This window comes from Reinekea forsetii (assembly GCF_002795845.1).
Lineage (GTDB): Bacteria > Pseudomonadota > Gammaproteobacteria > Pseudomonadales > Natronospirillaceae > Reinekea > Reinekea forsetii.
Genome location: NZ_CP011797.1, coordinates 3,406,543 through 3,431,138, shown reverse-complemented (window position 1 = coordinate 3,431,138; position 24,596 = coordinate 3,406,543). Strand labels below are relative to the sequence as shown.

18 protein-coding genes and 4 tRNA genes are annotated in these 24,596 nt (G+C 51.0%); 21 read left to right on the top strand and 1 reads right to left on the bottom strand.

Annotated elements, in window-relative coordinates; translation table 11 throughout:
• Positions 1-137 precede the first annotated feature (137 nt).
• The 21 genes from REIFOR_RS15675 to REIFOR_RS15575 all read left to right on the top strand — a co-directional run bounded on the left by REIFOR_RS15675 (position 138) and on the right by REIFOR_RS15575 (position 24,125).
• Positions 138-221, top strand: a tRNA-Tyr gene (locus REIFOR_RS15675).
• An 18-nt stretch (positions 222-239) separates the two neighbouring features.
• Positions 240-313: transfer RNA gene (locus REIFOR_RS15670), tRNA-Gly, on the top strand.
• Between the two features lie 11 nt (positions 314-324).
• Positions 325-399 (top strand) — tRNA-Thr (locus tag REIFOR_RS15665).
• Positions 400-787: 388 nt separating this feature from the next.
• Positions 788-863 (top strand) — tRNA-Trp (locus REIFOR_RS15660).
• Between the two features lie 32 nt (positions 864-895).
• Positions 896-1,264: a preprotein translocase subunit SecE gene (secE, locus tag REIFOR_RS15655; protein ID WP_100258454.1), complete on the top strand. Its 369-nt coding sequence runs from the start codon at positions 896-898 to the stop codon at positions 1,262-1,264.
• 10 nt (positions 1,265-1,274) lie between these two features.
• Positions 1,275-1,808 carry a transcription termination/antitermination protein NusG gene (gene nusG, locus REIFOR_RS15650; protein ID WP_100258453.1) on the top strand — a complete coding sequence of 178 codons (534 nt, stop codon included), beginning with the start codon at positions 1,275-1,277 and terminating at the stop codon, positions 1,806-1,808.
• 106 nt (positions 1,809-1,914) lie between these two features.
• A complete protein-coding gene (gene rplK, locus REIFOR_RS15645; RefSeq protein WP_100258452.1) occupies positions 1,915-2,349 on the top strand; it encodes a 50S ribosomal protein L11 in 435 nt (144 codons plus the stop codon).
• On the top strand, positions 2,349-3,044 hold the full coding sequence (gene rplA / locus REIFOR_RS15640) for a 50S ribosomal protein L1 (protein ID WP_100258451.1): 696 nt from the start codon (positions 2,349-2,351) through the stop codon (positions 3,042-3,044). Before rplK ends, rplA begins: the two co-directional genes overlap by 1 nt.
• A 191-nt stretch (positions 3,045-3,235) precedes the next feature.
• Complete coding sequence (gene rplJ / locus REIFOR_RS15635; RefSeq protein WP_100258450.1) at positions 3,236-3,730, top strand: 50S ribosomal protein L10; 495 nt, start codon at positions 3,236-3,238, stop codon at positions 3,728-3,730.
• Positions 3,731-3,800: 70 nt separating this feature from the next.
• Entirely contained in the window at positions 3,801-4,163 is a 363-nt protein-coding gene (gene rplL, locus REIFOR_RS15630) for a 50S ribosomal protein L7/L12 (RefSeq protein WP_100258449.1), read from the top strand.
• 279 nt (positions 4,164-4,442) lie between these two features.
• Positions 4,443-8,525 carry a DNA-directed RNA polymerase subunit beta gene (gene rpoB / locus REIFOR_RS15625; protein WP_100258448.1) on the top strand — a complete coding sequence of 1,361 codons (4,083 nt, stop codon included), beginning with the start codon at positions 4,443-4,445 and terminating at the stop codon, positions 8,523-8,525.
• A 54-nt stretch (positions 8,526-8,579) separates the two neighbouring features.
• A complete protein-coding gene (rpoC, locus tag REIFOR_RS15620) occupies positions 8,580-12,776 on the top strand; it encodes a DNA-directed RNA polymerase subunit beta' (protein WP_100258447.1) in 4,197 nt (1,398 codons plus the stop codon).
• 161 nt (positions 12,777-12,937) lie between these two features.
• Complete coding sequence (gene rpsL, locus REIFOR_RS15615; protein ID WP_100258446.1) at positions 12,938-13,312, top strand: 30S ribosomal protein S12; 375 nt, start codon at positions 12,938-12,940, stop codon at positions 13,310-13,312.
• 120 nt (positions 13,313-13,432) lie between these two features.
• Positions 13,433-13,903 carry a 30S ribosomal protein S7 gene (gene rpsG, locus REIFOR_RS15610; protein ID WP_100258445.1) on the top strand — a complete coding sequence of 157 codons (471 nt, stop codon included), beginning with the start codon at positions 13,433-13,435 and terminating at the stop codon, positions 13,901-13,903.
• Positions 13,904-13,927: 24 nt separating this feature from the next.
• Positions 13,928-16,027 (top strand): elongation factor G, encoded by a 2,100-nt coding sequence (gene fusA, locus REIFOR_RS15605; protein WP_100258444.1) that lies wholly within the window; start codon positions 13,928-13,930, stop codon positions 16,025-16,027.
• 37 nt (positions 16,028-16,064) lie between these two features.
• Positions 16,065-17,258 (top strand): elongation factor Tu, encoded by a 1,194-nt coding sequence (gene tuf / locus REIFOR_RS15600; RefSeq protein ID WP_100258443.1) that lies wholly within the window; start codon positions 16,065-16,067, stop codon positions 17,256-17,258.
• Positions 17,259-17,525: 267 nt separating this feature from the next.
• Positions 17,526-17,954 (top strand): NUDIX hydrolase, encoded by a 429-nt coding sequence (locus REIFOR_RS15595; protein ID WP_100258442.1) that lies wholly within the window; start codon positions 17,526-17,528, stop codon positions 17,952-17,954.
• A 250-nt stretch (positions 17,955-18,204) separates the two neighbouring features.
• Complete coding sequence (gene glgB, locus REIFOR_RS15590) at positions 18,205-20,358, top strand: 1,4-alpha-glucan branching protein GlgB (RefSeq protein WP_100258441.1); 2,154 nt, start codon at positions 18,205-18,207, stop codon at positions 20,356-20,358.
• A 59-nt stretch (positions 20,359-20,417) separates the two neighbouring features.
• Positions 20,418-22,541: a glycogen debranching protein GlgX gene (gene glgX / locus REIFOR_RS15585; protein WP_100258440.1), complete on the top strand. Its 2,124-nt coding sequence runs from the start codon at positions 20,418-20,420 to the stop codon at positions 22,539-22,541.
• An 87-nt stretch (positions 22,542-22,628) separates the two neighbouring features.
• On the top strand, positions 22,629-23,630 hold the full coding sequence (locus REIFOR_RS15580) for a nucleoid-associated protein (RefSeq protein ID WP_100258439.1): 1,002 nt from the start codon (positions 22,629-22,631) through the stop codon (positions 23,628-23,630).
• A gap of 27 nt (positions 23,631-23,657) precedes the next feature.
• Positions 23,658-24,125, top strand: coding sequence for a YehS family protein (locus REIFOR_RS15575; protein WP_100258438.1), 468 nt, complete (start codon positions 23,658-23,660; stop codon positions 24,123-24,125).
• A gap of 3 nt (positions 24,126-24,128) precedes the next feature.
• Here the strand turns inward: REIFOR_RS15575 and arfB are convergent, their stop codons facing one another.
• Positions 24,129-24,554, bottom strand: coding sequence for an alternative ribosome rescue aminoacyl-tRNA hydrolase ArfB (arfB, locus tag REIFOR_RS15570; protein ID WP_405124665.1), 426 nt, complete (start codon positions 24,552-24,554; stop codon positions 24,129-24,131).
• Between the last annotated feature and the right edge of the window lie 42 nt (positions 24,555-24,596).

Sequence of the window (24,596 nt, the reverse complement as noted above, 5' to 3'; positions counted from 1 at the left end):
CCCTAATATGCGCGCCTCTTCGCAATGCGAGGAGGGAACAAAGTGATATCTTTCGTCTAAGTGCTTGTAATAACTGATAAAGTTCACAAACACTGTTGACAGTAAGAGCGCCTTACGGCACACTTTGCGCCCGTTCAGGAGGGGTTCCCGAGTGGCCAAAGGGAGCAGACTGTAACTCTGCCGCGCAAGCTTCGATGGTTCGAATCCATCCCCCTCCACCACTCTCTTATTGAGAGTTCGCGGGTATGGTACAATGGTAGAACCTCAGCCTTCCAAGCTGATGATGCGAGTTCGATTCTCGCTACCCGCTCCATAATCTGTTTCGCTCGCGTAGCTCAGTGGTAGAGCACTCCATTGGTAATGGAGAGGCCATGAGTTCGACTCTCATCGTGAGCACCATCTCGATAGTGTATTAGTAATTGTAAGGCAGGCACCTCGGTGGCTGCCTTTTCAGTTTCTGGACCACTCGCATCTTAGCAGGCTGGTCTCATTAATTTGATAGCATCGTTTCTAGCTTCGGTCCTGATAAATCCCCTAGCTTGGCACTTGTCAGTGTCTAAAATCTCGGCAACCCGAAATGGAACCTTTCAGGCTCTGGTGTTATCGCCAGATCGGGATATTTTTGCATATTTCCTAAAAAAAGATGGAAAAATTGATTTGAATTCAATAAGATGCCCAGCCTCCTCGCAACAGGACACGGCGCTAGCGGTGGTTTGTTGTAAAGGTGACAGTTAGTGCTTGAAAAGCACCGGGAGTTGGATTAAAATCCGGCGCCCAAATAAGTTATAGGCCAGTAGTTCAATTGGTAGAGCGTCGGTCTCCAAAACCGAAAGTTGCGGGTTCGAGTCCCCCCTGGCCTGCCAAATTTTTTTCACCAGCACAGGTGCTTTGCTGAATGAATGCTCAGGTTAATTCAACAAGTTCAGTCTTCGATTACTCCAAATGGTTCGTAGCCATCGTCTTGATATGTCTGGCGATTGGCGGAAACTACTATTTTTCAGCCGAGTCGTTGATCTATAGGGTGTTGGGTGTTCTTGTGTTGTTAGTAGCTGCCGTTGGTGTGGCGCTGATGACTGAAAAAGGCAAGTCGATCAATCGCCTGCGTAAAGAAGCATGGGTAGAGGTCCGTAAGGTTGTCTGGCCAACCCGTCAAGAGACGGTACAAACAACCTTGGTCGTAATAGCGTTTGTATTGGTCGTAGCTTTGATTTTGTGGGCTGTGGATACGTTAATTGGTTGGTTAGTTTCCATGGTCATAGGATAAGGGTAGTTCAATGTCAAAGCGTTGGTATGTGGTTCACGCCTATTCTGGTTACGAAAAGCGTGTAGCGGCTTCTATAATGGAGCAGGTCGAGTTACTAGGTATGCAGGATGATTTTGGCGAGATCCTAGTGCCAACGGAATCCATCGTTGAGATGCGTGACGGCAAGAAGCGCAAGAGTGAGCGTAAGTTCTATCCTGGCTATGTAATGGTCGAGATGGCGATGAATGATGCCTCATGGCATTTGGTGAAGGGTACATCACGTGTGATGGGCTTTATTGGTGGAACGGCCGAAAAGCCGGCCCCACTAACCAGCAAAGAAGCCGACTCTATCTTACAGCGAGTCAAAGAGGGTGTCGATAAGCCGACCCAGAAGACGATTTACGAGCCAGGCGAAATGGTTCGCGTTATTGATGGGCCTTTTGCGGATTTCAACGGTACCGTTGAAAAAGTCAACTACGAGAAGAGTCGCTTGCAGGTTTCGGTCTCTATCTTCGGGCGTTCTACGCCGGTTGAATTGGAATTTTCCCAGGTCGATAAGGCCTGAGGGTAATGGTGATGCAGGGAACCTGATCGAGAGATCGGGTTTTTGGCGTCTCTGTTTTGTTATCGGGGAGCCGTAAGGCGTTTGCACCCACATTGAGGAAGCTATTATGGCTAAGAAAGTCACAGCTTATGTAAAGCTGCAAGTTAAAGCCGGTCAGGCGAATCCAAGCCCCCCGGTAGGCCCTGCGTTGGGTCAGCACGGTGTGAATATCATGGAGTTCTGCAAGGCGTTCAACGCTGAGACGCAGAAGTTGGAGCCAGGCTTGCCGGTTCCCGTGGTAATTACCGTTTACGCCGACCGTAGTTTTACGTTTGTCACTAAGACGCCGCCAGCATCTGTCTTGCTGTTAAAGTCTTTGGGCCTGAAGAGCGGATCCGCTCGTCCAAATACTGAAAAAGTAGGCACTGTATCCCGTGCACAGCTGGAAGAAATTGCAACAGCTAAAGACCCGGACCTGACTGCATCTGACATGGATGCTGCAGTGCGGACTATTGCCGGTACGGCAAGAAGCATGGGCTTGAATGTAGAGGGTGTTCTGTAATGGCTAAATTGTCTAAACGCGCACGTCTTGCGAATGAAAAAGTCGATTCCACTAAGTTGTACAGCATCGATGATGCTGTAGCGGCATTGAAAGAGCTATCAACGGTTAAGTTCGTTGAGTCTTTGGACATCGCTGTTAAGTTGGGTATCGATCCACGTAAATCCGATCAAAACGTACGCGGATCTACCGTCTTGCCACACGGCACCGGTAAGGATGTGCGTATCGCGGTTTTCGCTCAGGGCGCTAACGCCGAAGCAGCTAAAGCTGCCGGTGCAGAAGTCGTCGGCATGGAAGATCTTGCCGAATTGATGAAAGGTGGCGATCTGAACTTCGGTGTTGTTATTGCGTCTCCTGATGCAATGCGTGTTGTTGGTCAGTTGGGTCAGTTGTTGGGACCACGTGGACTGATGCCAAACCCGAAAGTCGGTACTGTGACGCCTGACGTCGCAACCGCGGTAAAGAATGCAAAAGCCGGTCAAGCGCGTTTCCGTACCGATAAAAACGGTATTATCCATGCTTGCATCGGTAAGGTAGATTTTGACCTTAGTGCCATCAAAGGCAATGCAGAAGCTCTATTAGCAGACCTCAAGCGGTTGAAGCCATCTTCTTCCAAGGGTGTTTATGTTAAGAAGATCTCCCTGACGACCACCATGGGTCCAGGTATTGCGCTTGATCAAAGTACACTAAGCGTCTAACAAACTTTGGAGCATAGATTCGTCTATGCAGTCAAAGACCGTAGGTGATGGCTGTTCGCAGCTGTCTTAATGTCCTACGCAGACGGTATACCAAGCACATTTTATATGAGCTGTTGCCGTTATAACTGGTCAGCCCGCAAGGGCTGAAAATAGGTTGACCTCTTCGGAGGTTTTAAACAGGGGATTTCTCAGTGGCACTGAATCTCGAAGGCAAAAAAGCAATTGTTGCTGCAGTAGCAGAGCAAGCTAAGAACGCGCAGTCAGCGGTTATCGCAGACTCGCGTGGCGTGGCAGTTAATGACATGACCACTCTTCGCAAGCTCGCGCGTGACAATGGCGTATGGCTGAAAGTCGTACGTAATACGCTGGCTCGCCGTGCGGTTCAAGGTACTTCTTTTGAAGGTTTGGCTGACAATTTTGTCGGTCCGACGCTGATCGCTTTTTCTATGGACCATCCCGGTGCAGGTGCACGTATCCTGGGTGAATTCGCTAAGAAGAACGAGAAGCTTGAACTTAAAGCTGCCATGTTCGAGGGTGAACTTACACCTGTCGACTTGCTAGCTAGTTTGCCAACATACAACGAAGCAATTGCAAAACTGATGATGGTCTTGAAAGAGGCTTCAGCAGGCAAGCTCGTACGTACATTGGCAGCAGTGCGCGATCAGAAAGAACAGGAAGCTGCATAAGCTTATTTCGAGCTTGGTGGTCAATTAACGGTTTAATGGGGTTCTTCCCCAACAGATTAGGAATGAAGTCATGTCTCTGACTAAAGACGATATAATCAATGCAGTTTCTGAAATGTCTGTAAAAGACATTGTTGAATTGATTAGCGCAATGGAAGAAAAGTTCGGTGTTAGTGCAGCGGCTGCTGCAGCACCTGGTGCCGTCGCTGCAGTTGCTGAAGAGCAAACTGAATTCGACGTAATCCTGGTTTCTTGCGGCGAGAAGAAAGTAAACGTGATCAAAATTGTTCGCGAAATTACTGGTCTTGGCCTGAAAGAAGCTAAAGGCGTTGTAGACAGTGCTCCAGCACCAGTGCGTGAAGCTGTGTCTAAAGAAGAAGCCGATACAGTTAAGGCGAAGCTTGAAGAAGCTGGCGCGACTGTAGAAGTTAAGTAAAACGCTACTGGGTGGCATTGCCGTCCAATATAGCGCGGCTGGTAGCCTGTTAGGTTACCGGCCTTTTCCTGTCTTACAGGAATACTATTTTCACCGGTGAATTTATTTTTGCCGGATTAGGAACAAACGCTTAGGCGTTGGGGCTCCCTATAGCGGAGCGCACAGGACGTGAAAGTCGGAGTTATTAGACCTGTCTGCTGATAACTGTAGTCCGATAAGCCGCATTTTAGCGGTTCAACCACTCAGACACACCGTTGGTGAACAAGCTGGGGATTGCTGATGGCATACTCTTACACCGAAAAAAAGCGAATCCGTAAGGATTTCGGCAAACTTGAGCCAGTAATGGATATTCCATATCTGTTGGCTATACAGTTAGATTCCTATCGTAGTTTTCTGCAGGCAGATTTTGATGCCTCAGAACGCCAAGATAGCGGTCTACATGCTGCGTTTAAATCGGTATTTCCAATTGTCAGTTATTCTGGCAACGCTGCACTTGAATATGTCAGCTATAAGCTGGGCAAACCTGCTTTTGACGTTAAAGAATGTCAATTGCGCGGGGTTACCTATGCGGCGCCATTGCGCGTGAAAGTGCGTCTTATCATCTATGATAAAGACTCACCGAGCAAAGCAATTAAGGACATTAAAGAGCAAGAAGTCTATATGGGCGAGATCCCATTAATGACCGATAATGGTACCTTTATTATTAATGGTACCGAACGAGTTGTGGTGTCCCAGCTACATCGTTCGCCGGGTGTCTTTTTTGACCATGATAAAGGTAAGACGCACAGCTCAGGCAAGTTATTGCACTCAGCTCGAGTTATCCCTTACCGTGGTTCTTGGCTGGACTTTGAATTTGATCCGAAGGATCAGGTTTTTGTTCGCATCGATCGGCGCCGTAAGTTGCCCGCGACCATCTTGTTGCGTGCTCTTGAATTAAACAATCAGCAAATTCTAGATTTGTTCTTTGACCGCGTGGAATACAAGGTTAAAGACACTGCAATCGAAATGATGATTGTGGGTGCTCGATTGAAAGGCGAAACCGCCGCATTTGAAATCAAAGATAAGAAAGGCAATGTGCTGGTCGAAGAAGGCAAGCGTATTACCGCCCGTCATATCCGCGACTTTGAAGAAGTTGGCCTGCAGTCTGCAGCAGTACCGGATTCTTACCTTTTGGGCAAAGCCCTGGCTACCGACTTGGTTGATTCCAAATCGGGTGAAATTTTGGCCAATTGCAATGATGAAATCACGCTCGATGTACTCGAGACGATTCGCACCCAAAAGATTAAGAGTTTTGAGACGCTGTACACCAACGATCTCGATTGTGGACCTTTTATTTCCGACACTCTGCGTAATGACCCTACCAGTACGCCTCTAGAGGCCCTGGTTGAAGTTTACCGCATGATGCGTCCAGGTGAGCCACCAACGAAAGAATCGGCTGAGACACTGTTTCAGAACCTGTTCTTTTCAACGGATCGCTATGACCTGTCCGCTGTTGGCCGGATGAAGTTTAACCGTCGCCTCGGTCGTGAAGACGATGAAGGTGCTGGTATTCTGAGCCGCGATGATATTGTCGAGGTTGTTAAGACCCTGATCGCGATTCGTAATGGTAATGGTCAAGTCGATGATATCGATCACTTGGGTAACCGACGGGTACGTTCGGTCGGTGAGATGGCTGAGAACCAGTTCCGTGTGGGCTTGGTTCGAGTTGAACGCGCCGTGCGTGAACGTCTGTCTATGGCCGAAAGTGAAGGTTTGATGCCACAGGATTTGGTCAACGCCAAGCCGGTTGCAGCTGCCATCAAAGAGTTTTTCGGTTCGTCTCAGCTGTCCCAGTTTATGGATCAAAACAACCCGTTGTCCGGAATTACCAATAAGCGACGTGTGTCGGCATTGGGACCCGGCGGTTTGACACGTGAACGTGCTGGTTTTGAAGTACGTGACGTGCACCCGACCCACTATGGCCGTGTTTGCCCAATTGAAACACCGGAAGGTCCAAACATCGGTCTGATCAACACTCTGGCAACCTATGCGCGTACCAACAGCTATGGTTTCCTGGAAACGCCGTACCGTAAGGTATCTGCGGGTAAGGTTAGTGATGAGATCGTTTATTTGTCGGCTATCGACGAGGCTCGCCATACCATCGCGCAGGCTAACGTTACGGTCGATGAGCATGGCATGATCCAGGGCGAATTCGTTCAGGTCCGCCATCAGAACGAGTTTACCCTGGCCCCGTTAGACAAGGTCGATATGATGGACGTGTCACCACGTCAGATCGTATCCATTGCGGCCTCGTTAATTCCGTTCTTGGAACACGATGATGCTAACCGAGCCCTGATGGGTTCGAACATGCAACGTCAAGCCGTGCCCACGCTAAAGTCAGATAAGCCTTTGGTGGGTACCGGTATCGAACGTAATGTGGCTATCGACTCCGGCGTCTGTATCGTCGCGGATCGTGGCGGCATCGTGGAATATGTCGATGCATCGCGCATCGTGGTCAAGGTCGCAGGTGATGAAATCGGTGAAGATGATGCCGGTGTCGATATTTACAACCTGACCAAATATACCCGTTCAAACCAGAACACCTGTATTAATCAGCGCACCATTGTCAATCAGGGTGATCCGATTGCACGCGGTGATGTACTTGCCGACGGCCCATCCGTCGACCTGGGTGAATTGGCTCTTGGCCAAAACATGCGCATCGCCTTTATGCCGTGGAACGGATACAACTACGAAGATTCCATCTTGGTCTCTGAGAAGGTTGTCAAAGAGGATCGCTTTACATCGATCCATATCCAGGAATTGACCTGTATTGCCCGAGACACCAAGTTAGGGCCTGAGGAAATTACCGCGGATATCCCGAACGTTGGCGAGGCCGCTCTGAACAAGCTTGACGAGTCCGGCATCGTTTACATCGGTGCTGAAGTCGGCGCAGGCGATATTCTAGTCGGCAAGGTAACGCCTAAGAGCGAAACCCAACTGACCCCAGAAGAGAAGCTGTTACGTGCGATCTTTGGTGAGAAAGCCTCTGATGTGAAAGATACCTCCCTGCGTGTTAAGGGTGGTATGCGCGGTACCGTTATCGATGTTCAGGTCTTTACCCGTGATGGTGTAGAGCGTGATCAACGTTCACGTGATATTGAGCGCCAAGCGTTGGAAGAGTTCCGCAAAGATTTGAACGCAGAATATCGTATTGTTGAAAATACGCTGTTTGAGCGTCTGACCGCTGCGTTAGTCGGCCAGCCGGTATCCGGTGGACCCGATCTTCAAAAAGGTGACGTGCTTACAGCCGAATACCTAGCCGCTTTGCCGCGTGCTGACTGGTTCAAACTGCGTATGCAGGATGAAGCCATGGCCGCACAGCTGGAGTCGGCTGAGAGCCGCTTAAAAGAGCGTAAGGTCGATCAAGAAGCTCGCTTCGACGACAAGAAACGCAAACTGCAGTCGGGTGACGATCTGCAGCCAGGCGTTTTGAAGGTGGTCAAGGTGTATCTGGCGGTTAAACGCTACATACAGCCGGGCGACAAGATGGCTGGACGTCATGGTAACAAGGGTGTTATCTCGGTGATTATGCCGGTCGAAGACATGCCTTATGATGCCAAAGGCAACCCAGTCGATATCGTGCTTAACCCGCTCGGTGTGCCTTCGCGGATGAACGTTGGTCAGATTTTGGAAACGCACCTAGGTGCCGCCGCCAAGGGTCTGGGTGACCAAATCAACGAGATGATGCTCGAGCAGCGCAGCGCAGGTGATTTACGTGACTTTATGGACCAGATTTATAACCACTCTGGTACCGGTCACCGTACTGAAACCCTCGGTGAATTTTCCGATGCGGAAATCATGGAGCTGGCAGGTAATCTGCGCGGTGGTGTACCTATTGCCACCCCGGTCTTTGATGGCGCGAAAGAAGAAGAAGTTAAGGGTCTGTTGCGTTTAGCTGGCATGGATGACAGCGGTCAGATCCAATTGTGGGATGGCCGTACTGGCGACCTATTCGAAAACAAAACGACTGTCGGTTACATGTACATGCTCAAGTTGAACCACTTAGTGGACGACAAGATGCATGCTCGTTCAACTGGCTCATACAGTCTGGTAACACAACAACCATTGGGCGGTAAAGCGCAATTTGGTGGTCAACGATTTGGTGAAATGGAAGTGTGGGCCTTAGAAGCTTACGGTGCCGCTTACACCTTGCAGGAAATGTTGACAGTGAAGTCAGATGACGTGAATGGCCGTACGAAAATGTATAAGAGCATTGTCGATGGTGATCACCGTATGGAACCTGGTATGCCGGAATCTTTCAACGTATTGGTGAAAGAGATCCGCTCGCTGGGTATCGATATGGAGCTGGAAAACGAAGAGTAATTGAATGGGCAGCCTTCGGGCTGCCCGGTTGCCAACTCCCTGCGGAGCGGAAACATGAAAGACTTACTAAACCTGCTGAAAACACAAGGCCAGGCCGAAGAATTCGATTCGATACGAATCGGACTGGCATCACCGGACATGATTCGTTCATGGTCTTTTGGTGAAGTGAAGAAGCCGGAAACAATTAACTACCGTACGTTCAAACCTGAGCGTGACGGTTTGTTCTGCGCGCGTATCTTTGGCCCAATCAAAGATTACGAATGCCTCTGTGGCAAGTATAAGCGTCTGAAGCATCGTGGTGTGATTTGTGAGAAGTGTGGCGTTGAAGTCACCCAGGCCAAGGTGCGACGTGAGCGGATGGGCCATATTGAATTGGCAGCACCGGTTGCGCACATCTGGTTCTTGAAATCACTGCCATCTCGTATTGGTTTGATGTTGGATATGACCCTGCGTGATATCGAACGGATACTCTATTACGAAAGCTTTGTAGTTATCGATCCGGGCTTGACCAGCTTGGAGCGCGGTCAATTGCTGACCGATGAAGAATACTATGAGTCGATCGAAGAGTTCGGCGATGACTTCGATGCCCGCATGGGTGCCGAAGCCGTTCAGCGTCTGCTGGAAGCCATGGATCTTGAAGGTGAGATTTCTACCCTGCGCGAAGAAATTCCCGCAACTAACTCCGAAACCAAGATCAAGAAGCTGTCCAAGCGTTTGAAGCTGCTCGAAGCCTTCCACAAGTCGGGCAATTTGCCGCAGTGGATGGTGTTGACGGTTCTGCCTGTGTTGCCCCCGGATTTACGTCCGTTGGTACCGCTTGACGGTGGCCGTTTCGCAACCTCCGATCTAAACGATCTGTATCGCCGAGTGATTAACCGTAACAACCGCTTAAAGCGCTTGTTAGAGTTGTCAGCGCCGGACATCATCGTGCGCAACGAAAAGCGTATGTTGCAAGAATCAGTTGATGCCTTGCTCGACAACGGACGTCGCGGCCGAGCCATTACCGGTTCTAACCGTCGTCCGTTGAAGTCGCTTGCCGATATGATCAAGGGTAAGCAGGGTCGTTTCCGACAAAACCTCTTGGGTAAGCGAGTCGACTATTCAGGTCGTTCGGTTATCGTGGTCGGACCAACACTGCGTTTGCATCAATGCGGTTTGCCGAAGAAAATGGCTTTGGAACTGTTCAAGCCGTTTATCTTTAGCAAGCTGGAGCACCGCGGTTTGGCGACCACCATCAAGGCCGCCAAGAAGATGGTTGAGCGCGAGGAACCGATCGTTTGGGATATCCTCGACGATGTGATTCGTGAACATCCAGTCTTGTTGAACCGCGCCCCAACCCTTCACCGTCTGGGTATCCAGGCGTTTGAACCGGTATTGATCGAAGGCAAGGCCATTAACCTGCATCCTCTCGTTTGTGCGGCTTATAATGCCGACTTCGACGGTGACCAGATGGCTGTGCACATTCCGTTGACCATTGAAGCGCAGCTCGAATCACGCGCCCTGATGATGTCGACCAACAACATTCTGTCACCGGCTTCCGGTGAGCCTATTATCGTTCCATCGCAGGACGTTGTCTTGGGTCTGTATTACATGACTCGTGCGCGTATCAATGCGAAGGGCGAAGGCATGGTGTTCTCGAACATCGAAGAAGTCCAGCGCGCCTACGGTGCTGAGCAGGTTGCCCTGCAGGCCATCGTTAAGGTCCGTATTCGCCAGGTCTTGATCGGTGATGACGGCGTTCGAGTCGAGAAGATTGCCATTGAAGACACCACAGTTGGACGTGCAATCCTGTTCTCTATCGCGCCCGATGGTATGCCATTTGACATGGTCAACCAGCCGATGAAGAAGAAAGCCATTTCCGGTTTGCTCAACGAGTGCTATCGCTCGGTGGGACTGAAGGAAACGGTGGTCTTTGCCGACCAGGTTATGTACATGGGCTTCAATTACGCGACTAAATCCGGTTCTTCTATTGGTGTGAATGACTTTGTTATTCCAAAAGCCAAGTATGTGATACTCGGCGCAGCCGAAGCGGAAGTTCAGGAAGTTGAAGAACAATTTGCTCAGGGTCTGATCACCCAGGGTGAAAAATACAACAAGGTGGTCGATCTCTGGTCACGTGCCAATGACCAAATTGCCAAAGCGATGATGGAAGGAATCTCACGAGAATTCACCACCGACCGCAATGGTAACGAAGTTGAGCAGGATTCGTTTAACGCCGTCTTTATGATGGCCGATTCCGGTGCTCGAGGCAGCGCGACGCAGATTCGTCAGCTCGCCGGTATGCGAGGCCTGATGGCTAAGCCAGATGGCTCGATCATCGAAAACCCGATTAAGGCAAACTTCCGCGAAGGCTTGTCGGTAGGTGAATACTTCATCTCCACTCACGGCGCGCGAAAAGGTTTGGCCGATACGGCACTGAAAACGGCATCGTCGGGTTACCTGACGCGTCGCTTGGTAGATGTAGCGCAAGACGTGGTGGTAACCGAAGAAGACTGTGGCACCCAGGAAGGTATTATCTTGGAGCCGGTCATCGACGGCGGCGACATCGTCTTCCCATTGAGTAAGCAGGTATTGGGTCGAGTCAATGCGGTCGATATTATCGATCCGGCGACCGACGAGATAGTGATCCCTGCAGGCACCATGCTCGATGAAAAATGGATTGAACGCATTGACCAGCTCGGTGTCGATATCATTAAGGTACGCTCATCCATCTCGTGCGAGACACGCTTTGGTATCTGTGCCCAGTGTTATGGTCGCGACCTGGCCCGTGGCCATCGGATCAATATCGGTGAGGCGGTCGGTATTATTGCCGCTCAGTCGATCGGTGAGCCTGGTACTCAGCTGACGATGCGGACCTTCCACATCGGCGGCGCGGCCTCCAGTTCTTCTGCGATCGATAACGTCCAGATCAGCCATGGCGGCAGCGTGCATTTGCACAACGTCAAGACGGTTGTCCGTGAAGACGGTCATCTGGTCGTGGTAAGCCGTTCAGGCCTGTTGGCAGTAGCCGATGAGCATGGCCGTGAGCGTGAGCGGTACAAGCTGCCGTACGGTTCTGTAGTTAGCGTTAAAGACGGCGCCAAGGTCGATTCAGGTGAGGTTGTGGTTCGTTGGGATCCGCACACTCACCCCATCGTGTCGGAGGTGGCCGGTACCATCCAATTTATTGGTATGGACGAAGGCAGCACGATCAACCGTAAGGTCGATGATTTAACCGGTGTCAGTACCGTTGAAATCATCCCCCAGGCTCAGCGTAATGCCCTCGGTAAAGAAATTCGTCCGATGATTAAATTGGTCGATGGTGAAGGTCGTGACATATTGATCGGCAGCACCAATCAGCCGGTACAGTACTTCCTGCCGGACAGCGCGCTGTTAAACCTGCATGACCGAGCAGCTGTTAAGGTCGGTGATGTATTGGCTCGTATCCCGCAAGCCAGCAGTGGCAACAAGGATATTACCGGTGGTTTGCCACGGGTTGCGGATCTATTTGAAGCCCGTAAGCCGAAAGAATCCGCCATCTTGGCGGAAATGTCCGGTACCTTTACCTTCGGTAAAGAGACCAAGGGCAAGAAGCGCATCATGATCACCCCGCACGATGGTTCTGAGCCGTATGAGGAATTGATTCCGAAATGGCGCCAGATGAACGTGTTCGAAGGTGAGAACGTCGAAAAAGGCGAAGTACTGTCTGACGGCCCAATGAACCCACACGATATTCTGCGTGTGCTCGGGGTTGAAGCCTTGGCCAAGTATGTGGTCAAGGAAATTCAGGAAGTATATCGACTCCAGGGTGTTGTCATCAACGACAAACACATTGAAGTCATTTGCCGCCAGATGCTGCGTAAAGCATTGATTACCGACAGTGGACAGACTAATTTCATCAAGGGCGACCAAGTTGAATTTATGCATCTGTTGGAAGGTAACGACTTAGCGGTCACCGAAGATAAGCAGATCGCCAAGTTTGAGCGTGTGTTGCTGGGTATCACCAAGGCATCACTGGCCACCGAGTCCTTTATCTCTGCCGCATCGTTCCAAGAAACGACGCGTGTATTGACCGAAGGTGCGGTAACCGGCAAACGCGACTATTTACGCGGTCTGAAAGAAAACGTAGTGGTAGGTCGCTTGATTCCTGCCGGTACCGGTCTTGCGTATCACGCTGAACGTAAGAAAAGACGTCTTGAACGAACCACAGCCAAGCCGACGATCAGTGCATCGGAAGTTGAAGCTGCGCTCAGTCAGGCGTTAAATAAGTAGAAAATAGCGGCGTTTGATCGGTGTTCGAGAGCCGATTAAACGCTTTCTGTTGACTACTAATTGTGCGATAACGTAGAATCGCGCACCTTTCCCGGCTACAGAGGATTTTTCCACTGTTTCTGGGCAATGTCACGAGAAGTGAAATCAGAGAAGAGGCTTAAATGGCTACAATTAACCAGCTCGTTCGTCAACCGCGTAAGCGCGTGACAGAAGCAAGCGCCGTACGGGCTCTAGAAGCGTGCCCTCAACGCCGCGGTGTGTGTACTCGCGTATACACAACTACACCTAAGAAACCTAACTCGGCCTTACGTAAAGTATGTCGTGTGCGGTTAACCAACGGTTACGAAGTGTCTTCGTATATCGGCGGTGAAGGTCACAACCTGCAAGAACACAGTGTTGTGCTGATCCGTGGTGGTCGAGTAAAAGACCTACCAGGTGTTCGTTATCATACGGTTCGTGGTGCTCTGGATACTTCCGGCGTCAACGATCGTAAGAAAGCACGCTCCAAGTACGGTACTAAACGACCAAAAAGCTAGTTTTGTTTATTTATCCAGTCTCAGAATAAGCAGTAAGGCTGAGTGCGGTACGCAGTTCCTAACGGAAGTTCGTAGCCGAATTTCAGATCTGCCTGAAGACCTAAATTAAGGGGCTTATCAATGCCAAGAAGACGCGTCGCTGCGAAGCGTGAAATCCTGCCAGATCCAAAATTTGGCAACACCCAGTTGGCTAAGTTCATGAACCACGTGATGGTTGATGGCAAGAAGTCAATTGCGGAAAAAATCGTTTACGGTGCCTTAGACATCGTAAAAGACAAGGGTCATGAAAACCCTCTCGAACTTTTCGCCAAATCACTCGAAAGTATCGCGCCACTGGTTGAGGTTAAATCTCGCCGGGTTGGTGGTGCTACTTACCAGGTTCCTGTCGAAGTTCGTCCTTCTCGTCGTGAAGCGCTTGCCATGCGTTGGTTGGTCGATGCTTCACGCGGTCGTGGCGAAAAAAGTATGCGTCAACGTCTTGCCGGTGAATTGTTAGATTCAGCAGATGGCAAAGGTTCCGCGGTTAAAAAACGTGAAGACGTGCATCGTATGGCTGAAGCCAACAAAGCATTCTCTCATTATCGCTTCTAATTCACTGGATACGGAGATAGAGTCGTGGCTCGCAAAACTCCTTTAGAACGCTACCGAAATATCGGTATCGTAGCGCATGTAGACGCTGGTAAGACAACGACTACAGAGCGCGTCCTTTTCTACACCGGTATTTCTCATAAAATCGGTGAGGTGCACGATGGTGCAGCGACAATGGATTGGATGGAACAAGAGCAGGAGCGTGGTATTACCATTACTTCTGCTGCTACCACCTGTTTTTGGCGTGGTATGGGTAAGCAATTTGACGAACATCGGATCAATATCATTGATACGCCGGGCCACGTTGACTTCACCATTGAAGTTGAACGTTCGCTGCGCGTACTCGATGGTGCTGTCGTGGTGCTCTGTGCTTCCTCGGGCGTGCAACCGCAAACGGAAACTGTATGGCGTCAAGCCAATAAATACCATGTTCCGCGTATGGTGTTCGTCAACAAGATGGACCGTGCCGGCGCTGACTTTCTGTTTGTTTTAGAGCAAATGAAAGATCGCTTGGGTGCCAACGCTATTGCTATGCAATTGCCTATTGGTGCCGAGGACGATTTCAGCGGTGTAATCGATCTAGTATTAATGAAAGCCATTCACTGGAATATGGAAGACCAGGGTATGACCTTCGAATACGGAGAGATTCCAGCTGATATGGCCGACATCTCTGCCGAGTACCGTCTGAAATTGGTTGAAGCTGCTGCTGAAGCCAACGACGAGTTGATGGAAAAGTACATGGAAACTGAAACCTTGTCGGTCGAAGACCTCAAGATCGGTTTGCGTGCACGTACCATTGCCGGTGAGATCGTTTTGACTCACTGCGGTTCTGCGTTCAAGAACAAGGGTGTGCAAGCCGTTCTCGACAGCGTGATCGAATACATGCCGTCGCCAACTGAAGTGAAGCCAATTGAAGGTATTTTGGACGATGGCGTAACGCATGAAGCGGTACTGGCATCCGATGATGTACCTTTTGCGGCTTTGGCCTTCAAAATCGCTACTGACCCATTCGTGGGTACTTTGACCTTTGTCCGTGTCTACGGCGGAGTATTGAAGTCTGGTGATGCGGTGTTCAACTCGGTTCGTGGTAAAAAAGACCGCGTCGGCCGTATGGTTCAGATGCACGCTAACAACCGTGAAGAGATCAAAGAATTGGCAGCCGGTGATATCGGTGCGTTGATCGGCGTGAAAGATGTGACCACTGGGGACACCTTCTGTGACCCGAGCCACATCATCACGTTGGAGCGCATGGACTTTCCCGAGCCGGTTATCTCTGTTGCTGTTGAACCAAAAACCAAGGCCGACCAAGAGAAAATGGGTGTTGCTTTGGGTAAGTTGGCTCAAGAAGATCCTTCTTTCCGGGTTCATACCGACGAAGAAACCGCACAAACGATCATCGGTGGTCAGGGTGAATTGCACCTTGATATCATCGTTGACCGCATGAAGCGTGAGTTCAAAGTAGAATGTAATGTTGGTGCGCCACAAGTGGCCTACCGAGAGCGCATTCGTGAATCGGCCGAAATTGACTCCAAGTTTGCCCGTCAGTCGGGCGGTCGTGGTCAGTACGGTCACGTGGTTATTCGCTTTGAACCTGCTGAAGATCCAAACGCTGAAGGCCTCGTTTTTGTAAACGAAGTGGTCGGCGGTACGGTACCGAAGGAATACATTCCTGCTGTTCAGAAAGGTATTGAAGAGCAGATGAAGAATGGTATTTTAGCCGGTTATCCGTTGCTTGGTCTGAAAGCGACATTGATTGATGGTTCCTATCACGATGTCGACTCAAACGAGATGGCGTTTAAGATCTCTGCCTCGATGGCCGTCAAAAAGCTGAAAGAGAGAGCGAATCCGGCCCTATTGGAGCCCGTCATGCAGGTTGAAGTTGTTACACCTGAAGACTACATGGGCGACGTTATGGGCGACTTGAACCGTCGTCGTGGCACACTGCAAGGTATGGGTGATGGTCCGACAGGTAAGGTCATTGACGCAGAAGTACCGCTTTCCGAAATGTTCGGTTATGCAACGTCTTTGCGCTCTATGTCTCAAGGTCGAGCGTCTTATACAATGGAATTTGCAGCTTATAAAGAAGCTCCAAATAACGTTGTTGAATCTATCATTAAAAAATCGTAATTAGCTAAGCTAGTGCTAACTTTAGAGGAAATACCAAATGGGTAAGGCTACATTTGAACGAGTTAAGCCCCACGTAAACGTGGGCACAATCGGTCACGTTGACCATGGTAAAACTACTTTGACTGCGGCTTTAACTCGCGTATGTGCAGAGACTTGGGGCGGTTCTTTCGTTGCTTTTGACGGCATCGATAACGCACCGGAAGAGCGTGAGCGTGGTATCACCATCTCTACCTCACACGTTGAGTACAACTCGCCTGCGCGTCACTATGCGCACGTTGACTGTCCTGGACACGCCGATTATGTGAAAAACATGATTACTGGTGCTGCTCAGATGGACGGCGCGATCCTGGTTTGTTCTGCTGCTGATGGCCCGATGCCACAAACGCGTGAGCACATCCTGTTGTCTCGTCAGGTTGGCGTACCGTACATCGTCGTGTTCCTGAACAAGGCTGACATGGTCGATGACGAAGAGTTATTAGAGCTGGTCGAAATGGAAGTTCGTGACCTGTTGTCACAGTACGAATTCCCAGGTGACGACACGCCTATCATCATCGGTTCTGCACTGATGGCATTGGAAGGCAAAGACGACAACGAAATGGGCACTACCGCTGTTCGTAAACTGGTTGAAACTCTGGATTCTTATATTCCTGAGCCAGTTCGCGCCATCGACCAGCCTTTCTTGTTGCCGATCGAAGATGTTTTCTCAATCTCTGGTCGTGGCACCGTGGTTACAGGTCGTGTTGAACGCGGCATCGTAAACACCGGTAACGAAGTTCAGATCATCGGTATTCGTGCGACTACAACTTCGGTTGTAACGGGCGTTGAAATGTTCCGTAAGCTGCTTGACGAAGGTCGTGCAGGCGAGAACATCGGTGCGTTATTGCGTGGTACTAAGCGCGACGACGTTGAACGTGGCCAAGTATTAGCGAAGCCAGGTTCTATCACTCCGCACACAGTTTTCGAGTCTGAAATCTACGTGTTGAGCAAAGAAGAAGGCGGACGTCATACTCCGTTCTTCAAGGGCTATCGTCCACAGTTCTACTTCCGTACAACCGATGTAACGGGTGCGTGTGAACTGCCAGAAGGCGTTGAAATGGTTATGCCAGGTGACAACGTTAAGATGGTTGTGACTCTGATCTCTCCAATCGCGATGGATGAAGGCTTGCGCTTCGCCATTCGTGAAGGCGGCCGTACTGTTGGCGCCGGTGTTGTTGCTAAAATCATCGAGTAATCGATAATTTGGTAAGAACAAAAAAGAGCGCTTCGGCGCTCTTTTTTTTGCCTGTGATAAACGGTTAAGTACCCCATTAACGTTATACCTCGCCCTGCAGGACCTGCCGTTCTGCTCACCCTAAGCCCCCCTCGGTATTGTGATCTAACCCCTGTTTGCGCTTATCTGTTAAAGTTATGGTCCTAAGCTCATTCGAACGATCGTAAATCTACTCCGCCTAGTGGTTTATAATCAATTAGGTTGCAAAAATCATAAGGTAAAAGTGCCATGAAAAGAGCCTGTCCGATCGTTTATCGAGAGTCTGCCATGGGGCTTGAGATCTTGGCGTTCAGCCAACCCACCGCTGGCAAGCAGCTGGTGACCGGTCTTATCGGTGCCAAAGAGACCTTGGCGGCATCCTGTGTGCGCTCACTACGCCAGGCATCGGGTCTTAAAGGTAAAGCGAAGCGCTATATTGGCAAGGAACTGATGGCGGACGTCGACGCGACCTATGGCTTCTACCTGATGGAGACCGACCCAATCCTGGTGGAGCATTGGCAGGTCGCCGAGGTCAGCGATGAGCATGAGCCTAATGAGTTCTTCTGGCATCGGCTCGATCAGCCTCTGGGTGAGGACTGGCAGCCGCTCTACCAGGAGCTCATCAGTTATATTGCCCGACACTTTAATCCAGTAACCGGCCAACCCTCCGATCCCTAGGGTTGCCCGAGGGAGGGCCGGGCGCTAGTCTTGGCTGCTGGCCATCCCGGTGCTAAATCGTCTCTGTTATCCCCCGGTAGCTTGGATTATCCAGTTGAATATGTGTCAGTGGCATCAAAAAACTCCACCCTGTCCTGTCTGCACCTGCTTTCTTAGCCGTATTCCGCTAATATCGAAACAACGATTAAAGTGTTAATTACGGATTGGTAGTCTTAAGCCCAATAACAATTATAAGGAGACCCCTCGCCTCATGACTCATCTTGCGAAGCGACTAAACAATGTTCTCGAAGCGCGGCCATTCGATTCCTTAGGTGTTTTTCCGCAGGATAAGGCATGGTTGATACGAGTCTTCCTGCCGGATGTTGATCGCGTTCGGGCGCTGTCTATTGATGGCACAGTAGATTACGGAGCGATGGACCAGGCAGGTCCCGGTTTGTTCGAATTGTGTGTTGAAGGCGCTGATAAACCTGTTTATAGCCTCCAGGTCGAGAAGGGGAAGGATAGCTGGCGGGTCGTGGACGCCTACCAGTTCACCGAACGCGCCCTCGAGGATTTCCCGTGCAGTTCAGATACCCTGTATAAAACCATGGGTGCTCAGTTATGCAGCACTCCGACCCGTCAGGGTCCGCTGCACGGTGTGCGCTTTGCCGTCTATGCCCCCAATGCTCGATCGGTCAGTGTGATCGGCGATTTTAACCATTGGGATGGTCGGATTCATCCGATGCAAAGCAGTGAGGATGGTATCTGGCGCCTGTTTGTGCCGGAACTTGCTGCCGGCGCCAAATACAAGTTCGAATTAAAGGACATGCGCGGGCACCTGTTGCCGCACAAGTCCGATCCTTATAACTTCTATTGCGCCCAATATCCGGAATTCAATTCCATTGTCTTTGATCACAGCCAGTATCCGTGGCAGGACCAGGCCTGGCAAGCACGCGAGATTGTTGCGGCAACCAAGGCCCCAATGACGACCTATGAGCTGCATGTTGGGTCGTGGCGCCATATGGAAGGTCGCCCCATGACTTACCGCGAACTGGCCGACCATCTGATTCCTTATCTCTGTGAAATGAACTTCAGCCACGTCGAATTCGTACCGATCAGTGAGCATCCATTCGATGGCAGTTGGGGATACCAACCATTAGGGCTTTTTGCGCCGACCAGCCGATATGGCACGCCCGATGACTTCAAGTATTTTGTCGATCAATGCCATCAACAAAACATCGCGGTTCTGGTCGATTGGGTACCAGCCCATTTCCCCTCTGATACCCACGGCCTAGCCCGATTCGATGGCACAGCGCTCTACGAATATGAAGATCCGCAACGCGGTTGGCACCCCGACTGGAACTCCTATATTTACGATTTTGGGCGCTTCACTGTGCGCGACTTCCTGATCTCATCGGCCTTGGTTTGGCTCGATTATTTCCATATTGACGGCCTGCGGGTCGATGCCGTCGCCTCAATGCTGTACCTGGACTACTCGCGCGAAAGTGGCGAATGGGTCCCGAACGTGAACGGTGGCAACCACAATTATGAGGCCATTGAACTGGTCAAGCGCTTTAATACCACCGTTTATGGCCGATTCCCGAAAGCCATCACCATTGCCGAGGAGTCAACCGCCTTTGATGGGGTTACCCGGCCGGTCTTCGCCGGCGGCTTGGGCTTTGGGTTTAAATGGAACATGGGTTGGATGCATGACTCGCTTGCCTACATTGGCCGTGACCCGGTGCATCGAGCCTACCACCATGACGAATTGACTTTTTCGATGGTTTATTCATTTAACGAGAACTTCGTCTTGCCCCTATCCCACGATGAGGTCGTGCACGGCAAGGGCTCCATCCTGGCGCGGATGCCGGGCGATGAATGGCAAAAAACCGCGAACTTACGGGCCTATTATGGCTATATGTACGGTCACCCTGGGAAAAAATTAAACTTTATGGGCAACGAATTCGCCCAGGGTATCGAGTGGAACCACCAGGCCCAACTTGACTGGTATTTGTTGCAGTTCGAACGTCACAGCGGCATGCAAAACTTATTCAAGGATCTCAATCGGTTGCATCGTGATGAAGCCGCCTTGCATCAACGTGACTGCGATCCGAGTGGCTTCCGCTGGTTGAACCACAGCGACTCCGCCGCCAGTGTGTTCAGCTTTGCCCGGTTTGGTGATCAGGGCGAGCTGGTGCTGGTAGTTTCGAATATGACGCCCACGCCCCATGCTCGCTACCGGATCGGCGTGCCCAGTGCCGGTCAATATGAAATAATCCTCAACACCGATTCGCATTTTTATGGTGGAAGCAATTACCATATCGGCAATCTATATGACAGCGCCGATGAACCGGCCAACGGGCTAGAATTTTCATTGGATATTAGCGTGCCGCCGTTGGCGACCATTTTTCTGAAGCGAATTTAACAGGCGTACAGGGTAACCAAGGGTATCGGTTGCTCGCACGATAGGAGAGAAGGTTCCCCATGATGACTCGAGTAAGTCCGGTGACGGGCGTAAGTGCAGGGAGGCCCTTACCGCTGGGGCTCAAGGTTTTAAGTAATGGTGTTAATTTCGCCGTGTACGCGCCCCTGGCCCAGGGTATTGAAGTCTGCCTATTCGATGAGCAAGACAACGAGCTGAGTCGGCATCGCCTCCCGTCGCGCACTGGGGATGTTTGGCACGGTCATATCGACGGGATGTTGGCGGGACGGCGCTACGGTTATCGCGCCTATGGCCCCTTTGAACCGATCAATGGGCTCTGGTTTAATCCCCATAAGGTAATTATCGATCCCTATGCGCCGGAAATATCGGGCCCGTTAACGGCTAATAGCTATCTTTTTGCGCACGATGCCGAGGTCCAAGGCGACTTTGTGATGGATCTGAAGGATAACGCCAAGCACGTTCCGAAAGGGCGCATACCGGGTCAGATGCCGTTCCAGTGGACTGCCGAGTCACCGCACATCAGTTGGCGGGAAACGCTAATATATGAGTGCCATGTTAAGGGCTTTAGCCAAAAGAATCTGGCAATCCCCGAAGCCATCCGGGGCACCTATTTGGGTCTGGCGCATCCGGCCAGCATTGAACATCTGCAGCGCCTGGGCATCACCTCGGTCGAACTCTTGCCCTGTTTTGCCTTTATGCCCGAACACCGTCTCAATGACCTCGATCTGACCAACTATTGGGGCTATAACCCGGCGTTGTTTTTTGCGCCGGAGCCGCGGTATGCCCACCAAGATGCGGTAACCGAGTTTAAGACCATGGTTAATGCCCTGCACCAGGCCGGCATCGAGGTGATCCTCGATGTGGTTTACAACCACACCGCCGAAGGCGGCATGTTGGGCCCGGTCATTGCCAATAAGGGCCTACATCCGCGCAGTTTTTATCGCTATTTTGAGGACAATTATAGCCATTACATCGATAACTCCGGCTGTGGCAATTCGGTTAATAGCCACCATCCCTATGCGTTGAAATTGATTCTCGACAGCATGCGGCACTGGATGAGCGAATATCGGGTCGATGGCTTTCGCTTCGATTTGGCGGCCAGTCTCGGACGCGAAAAATGGGACTTCTCGCCCGAAGCCACCTTCTTTAAGGCCATTATGCAGGACCCCGTTCTATCCGCGGCCAAACTGATTGCCGAGCCATGGGATATCGGTCGGCACGGCTATCAATTGGGTCATTTCCCAGAAAATTGGTACGAATGTAACGATAAGTTTCGCGATACGGTACGCCAGTTTTGGCGCGGCGATCAGGGTATCACTGGCGACTTTGCTACCCGCCTGATGGGCTCCAGTGATGTCTTTCACAAGGGCGCCATGGGCTATTCAGCGACCATTAACTACGTCACCTACCATGATGGCTACACCCTGCACGACCTGGTCTCCTACAACAATCGGCATAATGAGGCCAACCAAGAACACAATATGGACGGTCACGGCAATAACCTGAGTTTCAATCACGGTGTCGAGGGCGAAACCCGCGACCCGCAAATTGTCGAGCGACGCGCTCGGCAGAAGCGTAATTTTATCGCCACCCTGATGATGTCCCAGGGTGCGGTGCATTTTCTCGGCGGTGATGAGCTGGGCCGGACTCAGCGCGGCAATAACAACGCCTATTGCCAGGATAACGATATCAGCTGGTATCAATGGGACGAACGCGATATCCAGCTCGAAGCCTTTACTCGGCAGGTCATCGCGTTGCGCAAAAGCAGTTCCTTGTTCAGCGACATGGTGCTCAAGGGCCAGCTGAATTTCCAGTCGCCCTTTTCATCCGACGAGGTGCACTGGTATCGGCCGGACGGCTATGTCATGGAGATCAAGGACTGGCATGACCCGAAAACCCAGTCGTTCGCCATGCTGTTATCCAGTGACATTAAGAATCCAGCGGTAAATTTGCACCTCTGTGATGAGTATTATCTGGTGATCTTCAATGCCAGCGCTGCCGACATGGAGTTTACCCTGCCGGCTAATCCGATCAGTGGTTGGGTCACCCTGTGCGATACGGCGCGAAATAATGGCCTGCTACCTGAGGAGCCGCCGATTGTTAAGGGCGCGTATCTGTTGCTGGCCCAATCCGTGGTTGTATTGGGCAAGGCCTATTCGTCCTGAACCGCGCACCGACAGCGAGTTTGTGTCGGTGCGATGCACGCTCTATACTGCGCCGTTCCGATACGCTAACTCGAATGTGACCGCCTCATGTCTATCAGCAATGCCATTGTTCATCAATTTTTCCGTAACAGCACTACCAACGCCCTGCAGCTGCGTGCCGATGAGCTTGGCATTGATGAGCCGTTGCATGACCTCCTAGGTCAGGTTAAGAACGCCTTCTATAATCGCAGCAACAAGCAGTATGGTCGCTTCAGTGACGAGGCCGGGCACGTTAAAGCCCTGGCCGGTCAATGGGCCAGCCGGAGCCTAGGCTTTGTCACCCTAACCGAGCAGTGGATGAAGCACTTGCAAACGGAATTGATTGCTCGTGAGTTAGATATCGAGGGTTATTGGCTGTTTGCGCAAGAGACGTTGGAGCAGGGTGACCAGCTGTGGTTCTTTCACTTTAAACACAAGCCCGGCCTGTATCTCAGCCATGACTTAGATTTGGGCGACGCAGCGATGATTGATTTTAGTCGTTTAGGCTTTGGCGGCGTCATAGACTTGGCGGCTTTGAGCCGAAAAGATGCGCAATATTTGACGCTCAGCTTCGGTTTTGGTGACCGGTCCTTGCAGGTGGCGTTACTCGATGTGGTTAATTTCGTCGATACCTTGGACACCTCGGTCGACACCGACCGCTTTATGGCCATCGTCAAGGCCTACAGCGAGACCTTACCCACTGAGAAATGCGCCAATTATCGCCGCAAGGCCATCGAATACTGTACCGAGCAAGACAAGCTGGGTGAGACGGTGGTGTGTAACGACATATCCGTGGCGCTGGCCAGTGCTCAGGATCCCGCCCGGTCGGAAAGCCTGGTGACCTTTATGCAGCAGACCGAGCCTGAGGCGAAGGCCGAATTTATCCCAGATCGGAAAAGCCTGAAAAAATACCTGCGCTACACCGGCAAAAGCAAAGAAGTCTCGATCAGTTTCAGTAATGATATTCTCGGCAAGAACGTTAATTTCAATCCGGAAAACGAATCGCTCACCATCACCAATTTGCCGGCAGCCTTGCTCAAACAGCTGAAAGAAGAATTAGGTCAGCTGTAACTCAACCCATTGTGCACGAGAGCGACTATGACCAATAACGATGTACTACGTCGAATACGCTATATTTTTAGCCTGACCGATAAGAAGATGATTGCCCTGTTTGCCGCCGGTGGTCTGGAGGCGACTCGCGCCGACGTCAGCCAATGGTTGAAAAAAGATGAGGATCCGGATTTTCAGAAATGTACCGATCTCAAGCTCGCACGCTTTCTGAACGGTTTTATTATTGAGCATCGCGGCAAGAAAGAGGGCGAGGAGCCCGTGGCCGAAACGCGCTTGACCAATAATATTATCTTCCGAAAACTGAAAATCGCGCTTAATCTGACTTCGACCGACATACTGGCCCTGCTGCAGGAAACCAACTTCCGCCTCGGCAAGTCTGAGCTATCGGCTTTTTTCCGCAAACCGACCCATGTACTGTATCGCGAGTGCCAAGACCAGATACTGCGCAATTTCCTTCAGGCGCTATTGCACAAGCATCATAAACCCCAGCCCTGAAGCTCAGTCCTGAACCCGGCCGCGCAGCGCCTTGGTCTTGCCGTTTTGGGTTTTGCTGTCCATGCGCCGACGTTGGGAGCCGCGCGTCGGTTTGGTGGCACGACGCGCCTTTTGCACGACGCCAGCACCTTGAATCAGCTGCTGCAACCGACTGAGGGCTTCGGCGCGGTTTTTTTCTTGGGTGCGAAAGGTCTGGGACTTGATTACCAAAACGCCCTCGCTGGTGATCCGACTGTCGTTCAGCGCCAGCAAGCGCGCCTTATAGAACTCTGGAAGGGAGGATGCTTGGATATCAAAGCGCAGGTGAATGGCGCTGGAAACCTTGTTGACGTTTTGCCCGCCCGCGCCTTGCGCCCGAATGGCGTTCAGTTCTATTTCATCGTCGCCGAGAGCGATATTTGCCGTAATCAATAACACACTATTGTTCATCTAGGGGCTGAGTTGTCAGTTTACCAGAGCGCGGTGCCGGCT

Bases quoted from the DNA above. Each gene is read 5' to 3' on its own strand.
- secE (WP_100258454.1), top strand. From the start codon at position 896: ATGAATGCTCAGGTTAATTCAACAAGTTCAGTCTTCGATTACTCCAAA.
- nusG (WP_100258453.1), top strand. From the start codon at position 1,275: ATGTCAAAGCGTTGGTATGTGGTTCACGCCTATTCTGGTTACGAAAAG.
- rplK (WP_100258452.1), top strand. From the start codon at position 1,915: ATGGCTAAGAAAGTCACAGCTTATGTAAAGCTGCAAGTTAAAGCCGGT.
- rplA (WP_100258451.1), top strand. From the start codon at position 2,349: ATGGCTAAATTGTCTAAACGCGCACGTCTTGCGAATGAAAAAGTCGAT.
- rplL (WP_100258449.1), top strand. From the start codon at position 3,801: ATGTCTCTGACTAAAGACGATATAATCAATGCAGTTTCTGAAATGTCT.
- rpoB (WP_100258448.1), top strand. From the start codon at position 4,443: ATGGCATACTCTTACACCGAAAAAAAGCGAATCCGTAAGGATTTCGGC.
- rpoC (WP_100258447.1), top strand. From the start codon at position 8,580: ATGAAAGACTTACTAAACCTGCTGAAAACACAAGGCCAGGCCGAAGAA.
- rpsL (WP_100258446.1), top strand. From the start codon at position 12,938: ATGGCTACAATTAACCAGCTCGTTCGTCAACCGCGTAAGCGCGTGACA.
- rpsG (WP_100258445.1), top strand. From the start codon at position 13,433: ATGCCAAGAAGACGCGTCGCTGCGAAGCGTGAAATCCTGCCAGATCCA.
- tuf (WP_100258443.1), top strand. From the start codon at position 16,065: ATGGGTAAGGCTACATTTGAACGAGTTAAGCCCCACGTAAACGTGGGC.
- REIFOR_RS15595 (WP_100258442.1), top strand. From the start codon at position 17,526: ATGAAAAGAGCCTGTCCGATCGTTTATCGAGAGTCTGCCATGGGGCTT.
- glgB (WP_100258441.1), top strand. From the start codon at position 18,205: ATGACTCATCTTGCGAAGCGACTAAACAATGTTCTCGAAGCGCGGCCA.
- glgX (WP_100258440.1), top strand. From the start codon at position 20,418: ATGATGACTCGAGTAAGTCCGGTGACGGGCGTAAGTGCAGGGAGGCCC.
- REIFOR_RS15580 (WP_100258439.1), top strand. From the start codon at position 22,629: ATGTCTATCAGCAATGCCATTGTTCATCAATTTTTCCGTAACAGCACT.
- REIFOR_RS15575 (WP_100258438.1), top strand. From the start codon at position 23,658: ATGACCAATAACGATGTACTACGTCGAATACGCTATATTTTTAGCCTG.
- arfB (WP_405124665.1), bottom strand. From the start codon at position 24,554: ATGAACAATAGTGTGTTATTGATTACGGCAAATATCGCTCTCGGCGAC.